General features: G+C 70.0%; 16 protein-coding genes and 1 pseudogene. 9 read left to right on the forward strand and 8 right to left on the reverse strand.

Going from position 1 to position 10,634, the window contains the following annotated elements; genetic code table 11:
* Positions 1 to 49: 49 nt before the first annotated feature.
* Entirely contained in the window at positions 50 to 544 is a 495-nt protein-coding gene (locus ACIQOW_RS34355) for a hypothetical protein (RefSeq protein WP_401091642.1), read from the forward strand.
* 18 nt (positions 545 to 562) lie between these two features.
* On the opposite strand, the gene ACIQOW_RS34360 is transcribed toward ACIQOW_RS34355, so the two are convergent.
* A complete protein-coding gene (locus ACIQOW_RS34360) occupies positions 563 to 1,537 on the reverse strand; it encodes an SDR family NAD(P)-dependent oxidoreductase (RefSeq protein ID WP_401091644.1) in 975 nt (324 codons plus the stop codon).
* A gap of 71 nt (positions 1,538 to 1,608) precedes the next feature.
* Between ACIQOW_RS34360 and ACIQOW_RS34365 the strand changes: the two genes are divergently transcribed.
* From ACIQOW_RS34365 to ACIQOW_RS34375, 3 genes are all read left to right on the forward strand, one after another.
* Positions 1,609 to 2,085 carry a MerR family transcriptional regulator gene (locus ACIQOW_RS34365; RefSeq protein WP_401091646.1) on the forward strand — a complete coding sequence of 159 codons (477 nt, stop codon included), beginning with the start codon at positions 1,609 to 1,611 and terminating at the stop codon, positions 2,083 to 2,085.
* A 202-nt stretch (positions 2,086 to 2,287) separates the two neighbouring features.
* Complete coding sequence (locus ACIQOW_RS34370) at positions 2,288 to 3,634, forward strand: tetratricopeptide repeat protein (RefSeq protein WP_401091648.1); 1,347 nt, start codon at positions 2,288 to 2,290, stop codon at positions 3,632 to 3,634.
* Positions 3,635 to 3,748: 114 nt separating this feature from the next.
* Complete coding sequence (locus tag ACIQOW_RS34375) at positions 3,749 to 4,420, forward strand: DsbA family oxidoreductase (protein ID WP_401091650.1); 672 nt, start codon at positions 3,749 to 3,751, stop codon at positions 4,418 to 4,420.
* A 64-nt stretch (positions 4,421 to 4,484) separates the two neighbouring features.
* Here the strand turns inward: ACIQOW_RS34375 and ACIQOW_RS34380 are convergent, their stop codons facing one another.
* The 4 genes from ACIQOW_RS34380 to ACIQOW_RS34395 all read right to left on the reverse strand — a co-directional run bounded on the left by ACIQOW_RS34380 (position 4,485) and on the right by ACIQOW_RS34395 (position 6,225).
* On the reverse strand, positions 4,485 to 4,838 hold the full coding sequence (locus tag ACIQOW_RS34380) for an antibiotic biosynthesis monooxygenase (RefSeq protein WP_188300380.1): 354 nt from the start codon (positions 4,836 to 4,838) through the stop codon (positions 4,485 to 4,487).
* Positions 4,839 to 5,185: 347 nt separating this feature from the next.
* A complete protein-coding gene (locus tag ACIQOW_RS34385; RefSeq protein ID WP_401091653.1) occupies positions 5,186 to 5,503 on the reverse strand; it encodes a hypothetical protein in 318 nt (105 codons plus the stop codon).
* A 105-nt stretch (positions 5,504 to 5,608) separates the two neighbouring features.
* Positions 5,609 to 5,857, reverse strand: coding sequence for a hypothetical protein (locus ACIQOW_RS34390; RefSeq protein WP_188300378.1), 249 nt, complete (start codon positions 5,855 to 5,857; stop codon positions 5,609 to 5,611).
* Complete coding sequence (locus ACIQOW_RS34395) at positions 5,854 to 6,225, reverse strand: ATP-binding protein (RefSeq protein WP_401091655.1); 372 nt, start codon at positions 6,223 to 6,225, stop codon at positions 5,854 to 5,856. Before ACIQOW_RS34395 ends, ACIQOW_RS34390 begins: the two co-directional genes overlap by 4 nt.
* Positions 6,226 to 6,407: 182 nt before the next feature.
* On the opposite strand from ACIQOW_RS34395, the gene ACIQOW_RS34400 reads away from it, so the two are divergent.
* Positions 6,408 to 7,295 (forward strand): helix-turn-helix domain-containing protein, encoded by an 888-nt coding sequence (locus ACIQOW_RS34400; RefSeq protein ID WP_401091657.1) that lies wholly within the window; start codon positions 6,408 to 6,410, stop codon positions 7,293 to 7,295.
* Between the two features lie 10 nt (positions 7,296 to 7,305).
* Positions 7,306 to 7,506, forward strand: coding sequence for a DUF397 domain-containing protein (locus ACIQOW_RS34405; RefSeq protein WP_401091659.1), 201 nt, complete (start codon positions 7,306 to 7,308; stop codon positions 7,504 to 7,506).
* 150 nt (positions 7,507 to 7,656) lie between these two features.
* On the opposite strand, the gene ACIQOW_RS34410 is transcribed toward ACIQOW_RS34405, so the two are convergent.
* On the reverse strand, positions 7,657 to 7,821 hold the full coding sequence (locus ACIQOW_RS34410; RefSeq protein ID WP_401091661.1) for an ARMT1-like domain-containing protein: 165 nt from the start codon (positions 7,819 to 7,821) through the stop codon (positions 7,657 to 7,659).
* On the opposite strand from ACIQOW_RS34410, the gene ACIQOW_RS34415 reads away from it, so the two are divergent.
* Positions 7,769 to 8,152 carry a DUF397 domain-containing protein gene (locus ACIQOW_RS34415; protein ID WP_401091663.1) on the forward strand — a complete coding sequence of 128 codons (384 nt, stop codon included), beginning with the start codon at positions 7,769 to 7,771 and terminating at the stop codon, positions 8,150 to 8,152. The genes ACIQOW_RS34410 and ACIQOW_RS34415 overlap by 53 nt on opposite strands.
* A gap of 228 nt (positions 8,153 to 8,380) precedes the next feature.
* Positions 8,381 to 8,581, forward strand: a complete 201-nt coding sequence (locus ACIQOW_RS34420) for a DUF397 domain-containing protein (protein WP_401091665.1) — start codon at positions 8,381 to 8,383, stop codon at positions 8,579 to 8,581.
* 1 nt (position 8,582) lies between these two features.
* Here ACIQOW_RS34420 and ACIQOW_RS34425 read toward each other — a convergent pair.
* Positions 8,583 to 8,927 (reverse strand): annotated as a pseudogene (locus ACIQOW_RS34425) (ARMT1-like domain-containing protein); the annotation flags it as partial.
* A 101-nt stretch (positions 8,928 to 9,028) separates the two neighbouring features.
* Here ACIQOW_RS34425 and ACIQOW_RS34430 point away from each other — a divergent pair.
* Positions 9,029 to 9,232, forward strand: coding sequence for a DUF397 domain-containing protein (locus ACIQOW_RS34430; RefSeq protein WP_401091667.1), 204 nt, complete (start codon positions 9,029 to 9,031; stop codon positions 9,230 to 9,232).
* Between the two features lies 1 nt (position 9,233).
* Here the strand turns inward: ACIQOW_RS34430 and ACIQOW_RS34435 are convergent, their stop codons facing one another.
* On the reverse strand, positions 9,234 to 10,418 hold the full coding sequence (locus ACIQOW_RS34435) for a damage-control phosphatase ARMT1 family protein (protein ID WP_401091669.1): 1,185 nt from the start codon (positions 10,416 to 10,418) through the stop codon (positions 9,234 to 9,236).
* Positions 10,419 to 10,634 lie beyond the last annotated feature (216 nt).

Consider the following 10,634-nt stretch of genomic DNA (forward strand, 5'->3'; position numbering starts at 1 on the left):
GGGTGCTTCACTGGCGCTCGACGTCGCGCATGGACGAAGGGTGGCTGCCATGGGTGTGCTGACCGACTACTTCCGGGCGGCCGACGCGGCAACGGTCGTACGGGCGCTGGAGCTCACGGAGGGCGGGCTGCCGCCGCTCGGCGGCGAGGGCTCCTTCGACGGGGTGGAGGCCAAGGGCGTCGATCCGGACGTCGTGCTCGGCCAGCTGGTGGCCGTCGCCCTCGGCGAGCCGTGGCGGACCGGCCTGGTGACGGAGACGGCGGTCTGGCCCGCCACGCCGGCGCCCGGCCCGGCCGGGCCCGCGGACGAGGACGACCCGTGGGCGACGGGCCCGTGGGTCACCGAGCTGGGCGGCGCCGCCCGGGACGCGCTCGCCGCGATACCCGACGAGCGGGTGCCGGAGGCGGTCGGACGCTGGGCCGAGGCGGAGGAGTGGGACGGCGCCGACCCGTCCGATCTGCTGCCGCTCGCCGAGGAGTTGATCGCCCTCGCCCGGCGGGCCCGGGCGGCCGGGGAGCAGCTGTACTGCTGGATCTGCCTGTAGCGGCGGCTCAGCGGCGCCTCAGCGGGTGATCGGCGGGGCACCGGTCGCCGCGAGGGAGAGCTCCCAGAGCCGGGCGGCCGCATCGGGGTCGACGGCGTACGGGCGGACGCCACCGTCGTCCATCGGGGTGTCCGGGCCGCAGACCCGGGCGACCTCGCAGTCCTCCAGGTACAGGCCGCCGCGGCCGTCGAGCAGCGGCGAGGTCGCCGCCCACAGGCCGGTGGCCGCGCCCTGGGAGGGGGTCTTGAAGCCGGCGCCGATCACCGTGCCCTCGGCGTCCACCCAGCCGCGTTCGATCTGCTCCTGCCGGGTCATCTCGCGCTGGAGCCCGGTGATGATCTTTCCCGGGTGGAGCGCGAACGCCCGTACGCCGTCGCCCTTTCCGAGCGCGTCGAGGTGCACGGCGAACAGGGCGTTGGCGGTCTTGGACTGGCCGTACGCCAGCCACTTGTCGTAGCCGGTACGGAAGTGCGGATCGTGCCGGCGGATGTCGGTCAGGGCGTGCCCGGCCGAGCTGTTGACGACGACACGCGCGCCGTCGGGGGCGGCGGCCAGCAGCGGGTACAGCTCGCAGACGAGGAGGAAGTGCCCGAGGTGGTTGGCGGCGAACTGCCCCTCCCAGCCCGGCCCGACGCGCCGCTCGGGGGTGGCCATGACGCCGGCGACGGCCAGCAGCAGGTCCAGCCGGCCCGTGGCCTCACGGATCAGCCCGGCGGCGGCGCGGACGCTCGCGGGGTCGGTGAGGTCCATCGGGACGACCCGGCTGCCGGTGCCGCCGAGTGCGCTGCGGGCGACGTCCGGGCGGCGGGCCGGGACGATCACCCGGGCCCCGGCGGCGGTCAGTGCCCGGGTGGTCTCCAGTCCGAGGCCGGAGTAGCCGCCGGTCACGACGGCGGTGCGGCCGGAGAGGTCGAGGCCCGCCAGGACGTCCCCGGCGGCGCTGACGGCCGAGAAGGGCGAACCGACTGTGCCGGTGGTGGTGTTGGTGGTCATGACGAGGACGGTAGGAAGTAGAGCGCGGTCTAGATCAAGTCCCGCTCCTATGCTCTGACGCCATGGGCGGCATGGACAGCACGGACAGCACGGACAGCACGGACGGCACGGACGGCACGGACGGCACGACGGAACTCACCATCGGCGAGGTGGCCGGGCGCACCGGGCTCAGCGTGCACGCCCTGCGCTTCTACGAGCGCGAGGGGCTGCTGGTCGGCCCGGTGCGGCGCACGGCGGGCGGACGCCGGCGGTACGCCGTGCTCGACGTGCGGTGGCTGGAGATCTGCGTCAGGCTGCGCGAGTCCGGCATGCCGCTCGCCGACCTGCGCCGCTTCGCCGGCCTGGTCCGGCAGGGGCCGGGCAACGAGGCCGAGAGGCTGCGGCTGCTGGACGCCCACCAGCGGCGCGTCGACGAGCGGATCCGGGAGTTGGAGGAGTGCCGCTCGCTCATCGCCTGGAAGGCCTCGGTCTACGCCGACCACCTGGCGCGCGGCGAGGCCGCCGGGCTCTGGGACCCGACGGCGGAAGACCGGTCACCCGGGGCGTGACCTGCCCGGCACCATGCCTGGCGCTGCCATCGGCCCGGCGCATGGGGCGCTCGCGGGCTCACGAGCTCGGATGTTCGGGGACTCGCGGGCTCGGGGCGGGCTACTCGAACGGGGGCTCCAGGGTTGGCGTCCGGCACGGAGGTTCGGATATCCGCCGGAAATCTCCGGGCAGGCCGTCAGCACCGTCGCATAGCCTGCCCCGGTGAATCTTGACGATGTCGCCTGGCAGCGGCAGTTCGACGGCGGAATAGACGGCTTCATGGCGGAAAACCTGGCCCGACAGGGGCAGTTGGAGCTTCTGATCGAGACCGCCCGGGACCGCGGTGAGTGGTTCTGCGCCGAGGTGGCGGTCAGTGAGCTGTGCGCGGCAGGCGAGTTCGAACGGGCCCTGACGGTCCTGGAGCCGTTCGTCGCGGTCGGCTGGCCGATCGCCGTGCGGGAGTCCGCCACGATCATGATCCGACAGGGCCGGATCGAGGAGGGGCTGGCCCTGGTGCGTCCGGACGCGGCCGGGCTGGAGTCGGCGCACGACTGCCGCTGGTTCGCCGAGGCACTGGTGGAGGCCGGGCGGGTGGACGAGGCCATCGAGGTGCTCACGCCGCATCTCGGGGAGCCCTGGATCCTGGAGTCACTGCTCGATCTGACCGGGGGGCAGCACCGTGACGCGCGCGTCCTGGAGTTGCTCACCCCGTGCGCCGAACGCGCCCGGGGCGGCACAGCAGACTGCCGGTGCTCCGCGGCCGGGGGTCAGCGCGAGTGCCTGCACCAGCCGTCGGCGGTGCTGATGCTGTACGGCCGGGTCCTGGAGCGCATGGGCCGGGCGGACGAGGCGATCCGCCTGCTGGGCCCGGTCCTGCCCGTCGTCCCGAGCATCGCCCGGCTGTACGCGGATCTCCTCGCCGGCCAGGGCCGGATCGACCAGCTGCGCGAGCTGGCCGCCGGCGAGCACGCGGACGTCGCCCGCGACCGGTGCGCGGAGGTGCTGGAGGAGCAGGGGCGGGTCCGGGAGGCCGAAGCCGTCCTGCACGCGTCCCTCGAAGCGGGCGACCGGTCCGCCCGTCGGCGCCTCATGGCCTTCCTGGCCCGCCAGGGACGCCTCGACGAGGCCGTCGAGGCCGGACGGCCCGCGTACGAGGACGCCGGAGAGAACCTCCTCCACGAGGCGATCGACCTGCTGATCAAGGCGGGCCGCCCGGAACGGGCGCTGGAGCTCCTGAACGGCCTCGGCGCCGCGTACGCCGACGCGCATGCCGATGCGCTGCGCCACACCCGGCTGCGCCTGCTCGCGAAGGCCGGGCGCTCCGCCGAGGGCGTCACGGAGGTGCGGGCCCTGAGCGTGCGGGAGCCCGGCCAGTGGGACACCACGCTGGCCTGGCTGCTGGATCTGGACGGCCGGACGGACGAGGCCCTCGACCTGCTCCGGTCGTCCACCGAGCACGGGGCCCACCAGGAGATTGCCGTGATCCTGAGCAGGTACGGCCGCTACGCCGAGGCAGTCGCCGCCATCCCCACGGTGTCCGCCCAGCGCGAGGCGCGGAAGCGACGCTGAGGCAGGACGCTGCTCTCCTGGATGTTTCAGGGTGAGAAATATCCAGGTCGGCGCCGGCGTTCCGGTAGGCGTCCGCGCGGGAGGTCCGCGTGAGCCTGGAAGGAGTGCGGCGCCGTGCGCGTGGAGGTCTGGAGCGACATCAACTGTCCGTGGTGCTACATCGGCAAGGCCCGGTTCGAGCAGGCCCTGGCGGCGTTCCCGCACCGCGAGGAGGTGGAGGTCGTCCACCGCTCCTTCGAGCTGGACCCGCGGGCGCCGCACGAGGCCCGTCCGGTCGTGCCGCTGCTCGCCGCCAAGTACGGGATGAGCCTGGAGCAGGCCGAGGCGGCGGAGGCCCGGATCTCCGAGAACGCCCGCGCCGAGGGCCTGCCGTACCTGCGCGAGGGCCGCGACGCGGCGAACTCCTTCGACATGCACCGCCTGCTGCACTTCGCCAAGGAGCACGGCCGGCAGGGACAGCTGCTGGACGCGCTGTACCGGGCGAACTTCGCCGAGGAGCGGTCGGCCTTCGAGGCGGGCCGCCTGGTCGAGCTGGCGGTCGGGGCCGGGCTGGACGGCGAGGCGGCCGCGGCCGTCCTGGCCGACCCGGAGGCGTACGCGGAGGCGGTGCGCGAGGACGAGACCACGGCGAGCGCCATGGGGGCGACGGGCGTGCCGTTCTTCGTCCTGGACCGGCGGCTGGGCGTCTCGGGCGCTCAGCCCGCGGAGACGTTCACCCAGGCGTTGGAACAGGCTTGGGAAAGCCGGGTCGCGCTGCCGCTGACCCCGCTCGCGTCGGAGGCCTGAGCAGTGCCGGAGCGCGAGAAGTCGGCCGGGCCGACTTCTCGCGCCGGCGGGGCTCCGCGAGGGGCTACTCCCGTACGAACCCGTGACTCCGCTCCACCTTCGCCACGTGCAGCGTGTAGCGCTCGTACCACTCGGCCCGCCCGCGCTTCTGGGCCGCGCGGTGCTCCGCGTTGGTCCGCCACTCGGTGAGGGCGTCGGCGTCACGGAAGTACCCGACGGTGATGGACAGCCCGCCGGGTGTCTGCGCGTGGTCCATCCCCAGATAGCCCGGGATGTCCCTCACCAGGTCTTCCATGCGCTCGTTGGTCTCGCTGTAGCCGCTCTGCTCCTGGGTGCGCACGGTGGTGAAGACGGCCGCGTAGTAGGGGGGCTCGAAGGCCTCGACGGGCAGAACGGGAACGTCCGGATCATTGCTCACGGCCTCACCGTAAGGCGGGTGTGCCTGACGTTCCGACGTCTTTGCCGAACGGGATGCGGAAGGGATCCGGTTCTTTGCCGAACCGGCGGAGGTCGTCCTGTTGGGCCCTGGCCCTGGTCCGGCAGGATGACCTCGCAGCCGGCTCTCCCCTCTTCTCCCCCACCGCGTCGACAGCGGAGGGGAGTTCGACCGTGCCCACCGGTCGCGGCGGGGTGATTCCGGCGACGGGCCCGAGCTTCCGGGCTCCGGCCGGGGCTGCGTGCCACCACTCCCGGGCACCGGGCAGACGGGTGTAGACCTCCCCTTCGGATTGCCAAGTACCCGGCAGCGGAAGGGTGGAGGCCGGGCTACGGCTGGGGTCGGGAGTTGAGCCGGGTGGCGAGCCACGGGGAGTTGCGGCCGGCGCCCTCGCGGTACGCGATGCGCTGGACCGCGAAGAGCAGGCGGTAGAGGTTGAGGGCGGTGTCGGAGTCGTCGGCGGCGAAGCCCAGGCGGTGGACGAAGGTCTCCAGCCCGGGCCAGTCGAAGTCGTCGGGGACGGCCGGGGCGACGGAGACCCCGGAGAGGGCGTTGAAGGCGGCGGCGACCGCGTAGTTGGCCGCGGCAAGGGCGTTGATGACGTCGGGGTCGGTGGCCGGGGCGGCGGCCGGGACGGGGACGCTCACGTCAGGACTCCTCCGTGTCGGGCTTTGCAAGGTTGAGGGTGGCGATGACGCCCAGGGCGACGGTGGCGAACGCGAGGGCGAGGAGGGTGAGGAAGGCGGCGGCGATCAGGAACCGCACGAGCGCTCGCGGTCGGCGTCGAGGAGGAGGGTGAGGAGGTTCAGGAGGGTGGAGACCGGCGCGTTGGCGAAGCGGACGAGGACGCGGCCGTCGCGGGTCCTGTCCGTGCAGGCGTAGGGGAAGAGGAGCCCGAACTTTCGGCCGCGCTCGTGGAGTTCACCGACGAGGGCGAGGACGTCCATCTCGGTGTAGGAGCGGATCCGCGGGTCGGAGGGCTTCATCGGCTGACGCTTCACGCGGCGGCTTCCTTCATCAGTTCGAACCAGACGACCTTGCCCTGCTTCCGGGGCTCGGCGCCGAGGCGGTGGGTGAGGGCGCGGACGAGGTAGAGGCCCCGGCCGGAGACGGCGAGCAGGTCCGCCGGGAGGCCGACGTCGGGGAGGACAGGGCTGTTGTCAGCGACCGAGACCCGGAGACGGCGGCCGGCGAGGGCGACGACGACCAGGGGCGCAAGGGTGTCCCCGTGCCTCCAGGCGTTGACAAAGACTTCGTGCAGGGCAAGTTCGGCGTCGGAGATGGCGGAGGGGCGCCACCCCGCGGAGGTGAGGAGGTCGGAGAGCTCGGCACGAGCGGCGGACCAGTCGGGAGGGTTGCAGGCACGCATGAGAGACCCCAGGGGAAGAGGAGGGGAATCGACGAAGCAGACACTCCGTCATGTGATCGATGCAACACTGAGAGTAGGGCAGCAGTTTCAAGCCTGCAACATATTCGCCGAGCATCACTCTCACGGGTGGTGCCTCGCAGTCTCGGGGAGAGAGACTGCGCACGACACGGAAGGGGCGATTCTTGGCACTCAGGACCGAGATCAGCGAGCGACAGCGTCGCTTCGGCGCCGAGCTGAGGCGCCTGCGCGAGGAAGCCGGCCTCACCGTCAAAGATGCTGGCGCCCTCATCGACATGGGTGCACCGCAGCTCAGCCATATCGAGGCCAGCCGAACCGGGTTGGACCCGGTCCGCCTCACCAACTTGCTGGACCACTACGGTTGCACTGACGAGACGTACATGACCGAGTTGCATGATCTCGGTGCGAGCGACGGGAAGGGCTGGTGGACCGCGTTCAAGGGGCAGATCACCCCCAGGGCCCTCGATCTGGCTGAGACAGAGGCCATGGCAGTCGCCCTGGACAACTATGAAACCTTCTACATCCCCGGCTATCTACAGCTGCCCGCATACACCGAGGCGATGTTCGAAGATGCTTATCCAGAGCCGAGCCAGGCGACCCAAGCCGTGGTTCAGTTCCGCAACGAGCGACAGCGAATCCTGACCGACGAACGCTCGCGGCGGTTCCGATTTGTCATCCACGAAGCCGCCCTGCTTATGCAATTTCCCGGGAAAGCCGTGATGCGGGCCCAGTTGAAGTATCTGCTGGCCGTTTCGGATCTTCCCAACGTCACCATCCAAGTTCTGCCATTCACGGTCCCGAAGAAGCCGCCACGCGCGAACTCATTCCTGGTGTGCGCCCCTCGCTCAGCTGCACTCTCGACCGTCATCCTGGATGGACCAACTCGCGCCGAGTACCTTGTCGACCAGACCTCAATCGCCAGCTACCTCGATCGCTTCGAGCAGCTGAGTGAGATCGCCCTACCCGCCATCACCAGCGATAGGTCGATGCAGGATGTCTCACGAGACTCCTGGGGGTTGATCCAGCACCTTCTGTACCTACTGCAAGAGTGAAAGGCGCACGATGTCCGAACTCCGCTGGCAGAAGTCGTCGTTCAGCGACACGGACGATGGCAGCCACTGTGTAGAACTAGCCCTCGGTGAGGGGGATCTTCGCCACGTTCGCGAATCCGATGACCCCTCCGTCATCCTCACCACCTCGGCCACCAGGCTCCGCGCCTTCCTCCTCGGCGCCAAGGCGGGCGAGTTCGACCACCTCACCTGACTCACCGCCCGCTCGTTGGACCCCAACGAGCGGGCGACCAACAAAGTCCAACCTGCACAACGGCATGCCCGCCGCTGATCCGCCAAGCCGTCCCCGAGCCGTCAAACCGGGCGACGGCGGCCTCATCCACACCGACGATCACATCCGACTTCAACGTCCGCAGAGCCACAACAGGGTAGGGAAGCAACTGACCCTCTCGGCGAAGAGAGTCGTCGGCGGCCAGAACCGGTCACCCACCAGGCGACGGTAGTTGAGATCTCCCTTGAGTACCGTCATCCCGGCACCCATGAACTCGGCCCGCAGGTCGACGGGCATCTCGTCAGACAGCGTCAACGAACATGCCCCTTCGGTTGCAGACCGGGAAACAGCGTTGCGCGGACTCCCCAACCACGACCCGTGGGGCTCCTACATCATCTTCTCTATCTGCTTCAGTCGTGAAAGGCACATGATGTCCAACACCTGGCAGAAGTCGTCGTACAGCAACGCCGAAGGAGCCAATAACTGCCTTGAGCTGGCAACTGGCATCGATGGCCTCCGCCACCTCCGCGAATCTGATGCCCCCGAGACCGTCCTCACCACCTCGGCCACCAGGCTCCGCGCCTTCCTCCTCGGCGCCAAGGCGGGCGAGTTCGACCACCTCACCTGACTCACCGCCCGCTCGTTGGACCCCAACGAGCGGGCGACCAACGAAGTCGGACCTGCACAACGGCGTGCCGGCCGCTGATCCGCCAAGCCGTCCCCGAGCCGTCAAACCGGGCGACGGTGACCGCATCCACACCGGCGATCACATCCGACTTCAACGTCCGCAGAGCCACAACAGGCGACGAGAGGTAGCCGACCATCCCGCCGACGGTACAAGCTTGAAAGGCATCCGATGTCCGAACTCCATTGGCAAAAGTCATCATTCAGCGGCTCGAACGCGGGCGGTAGCTGCGTTGAACTCGCAGCTGGAGCTGCGGACGTCCGTCACCTTCGCGAATCCGACGACCCGCCCGTCGTCCTCACCACCTCGGCCACCAGGCTCCGCGCCTTCCTCCTCGGCGCCAAGGCGGGCGAGTTCGACCACCTCACCTGACTCACCGCCCGCTCGTTGGACCCCAACGAGCGGGCGACCAACGAAGCCCGACCTGCACAACGGCATGCCCGCCGCTGATCCGCCACACCGCGCCCGAGCCGTCGAGCCAGGCGACGGTGACCGCATCCACACCGACGATCACATCCGACCTCAACGTCCGCAGAGCCACAACAGGCGTAGGGAAGCAACTGACCATCCCGCCGAAGGGAATCATCGGCGGCCAGAGCCGATCACCCACCAGGCAACGGTAGTTGAGGTTTCCCTCGAGTACCGTCATCCCGGCACCCGTGAACTCGGCCCGCAGGTCGACAGGCATGTCCTCATACGACAGTGGCGAACATGCCCTGCCGGTTGCAGACTGGGAAACGGCGTTGCGTGGACTCCCTAACTGCGACTCGTGGGGACTCCTGCATCATCGTCTCTATCTGCTTCAGTCGTGAAAGGCACATGATGTCCAACACCTTCTGGCAGAAGGCGTCGTACAGCGATGCGGAAGGCGCCGACAACTGCCTCGAACTCGCACGAGGCAACGGGGCTCTCCGTCACCTTCGCGAATCCGATGACCCCTCCGTCATCCTCACCACCTCGGCCACCAGGCTCCGCGCCTTCCTCCTCGGCGCCAAGGCGGGCGAGTTCGACCACCTCACCTGACTCACCGCCCGCTCGTTGGACCCCAACGAGCAGGCGACCAACGAAGCCCGACCTGCACAACGGCATGCCCGCCGCTGATCCGCCACACCGTCCCCGAGCCGTCAAACCGGGCGACGGCGGCCTCATCCACACCGACGATCACATCCGACCTCAGCATCCGCAGAGCCACAACAGGCGTAGGGAAGCAACTGACGCTCTCGGCGAAGAGAGTCGTCGGCGGCCAGAGCCGGTCGCCCAGCAGGCGGCGGTAGTTGAGGTCTCCCTTGAGCACCGTCATCGCGGCACCCGTGAACTCGGCCCGCAGGTCGGCAGGCATGTCCTCATACGGCAGTGGCGCGCAGAAGAACGGGTGCGTCCGGACCACGAGCGCGCCCCCGTTCATCGCCTGCCACAGCCGACCGCCCACCGCCGCGGCAGCCGCCGAGGTCGCACGGCGGAGGCGCTCGACCGAAGCCAGGACATCCGCCATCGTCGCGTCTGAAACGAAGTACGGCTGAGGCTTCACGTACAGGACCACCTGCGCCGCCAGGGCGCCGCTCAGGAGGTGGTCGATCAGCACCAGGTCCGGCAACAGCTCCCGGCCGGCGTTGTCCGCGACGACGCAGACCCGCCCACCCTTGCTCCGTTCCAGCTCGGCCCAGAACAGCGCGCTCTCGTCAGCGACCAGATCGGACGCCGTCGACCCGTCAGCCTCCGCGGTGATCTGGAAGCTGAGGTCCGCACGGTTACCCCAGAGGGCCGACGACAGCAGCGCCTCCGCTCGCCGACCGACCGGCAGGCCGTCGAGCTTGCCCAGAGCGGCCAACTCGTCGTCCACCGCCGACCCGGCCAGTTCCGCGCTCTTGAACGGTGCGAAGGGGTCGATCCCCTGCCAGGCCCCGGGCCGGAAATACCCGATGGCGTCCAGCAGTCGGCGGTAGAAGTAGCTCTCCGCCCACAGGAACGGTGCCTCGCCCCAGGGGCGCCCCCACAGGCCCTCTCCCCACTCCAGCCACTGGGCCTGGTCGTGGGAGCTCTCCGGCAGCGGTTCGAGGACGCCGGTGGTGCTCTCCACAAGCAGCCGCTCCACCGCCGCCCGCTCCGCAGGACCGTACGGCAGCGCGTCGAGCACCTGCCGGACCAGCTTCGGGTGGCGCTCGTGGAACACGCCCCAGGCGAAGGACCCGGGGACGTCGCTGCGGATCACGGGTGCGGTTGGCACGTGGGGGGCTCGTCTCTCTCGTCGCGCTCGTCCTGGCCCAGGCCGGCTACTGGGAGCGTAGCTCCGGGCACTCTTCCCGTGGCGGGCCTCATGGCCCGGAAATGCAAAGAACCCCCATCCGGGATTCCCGGATGGGGGTTCTTCAGAAGAATTGTTCGGCGGCGTCCTACTCTCCCACAGGGTCCCCCCTGCAGTACCATC

The sequence above is a fragment of the Kitasatospora sp. NPDC091335 genome, from assembly GCF_044757205.1.
GTDB lineage: Bacteria > Actinomycetota > Actinomycetes > Streptomycetales > Streptomycetaceae > Kitasatospora.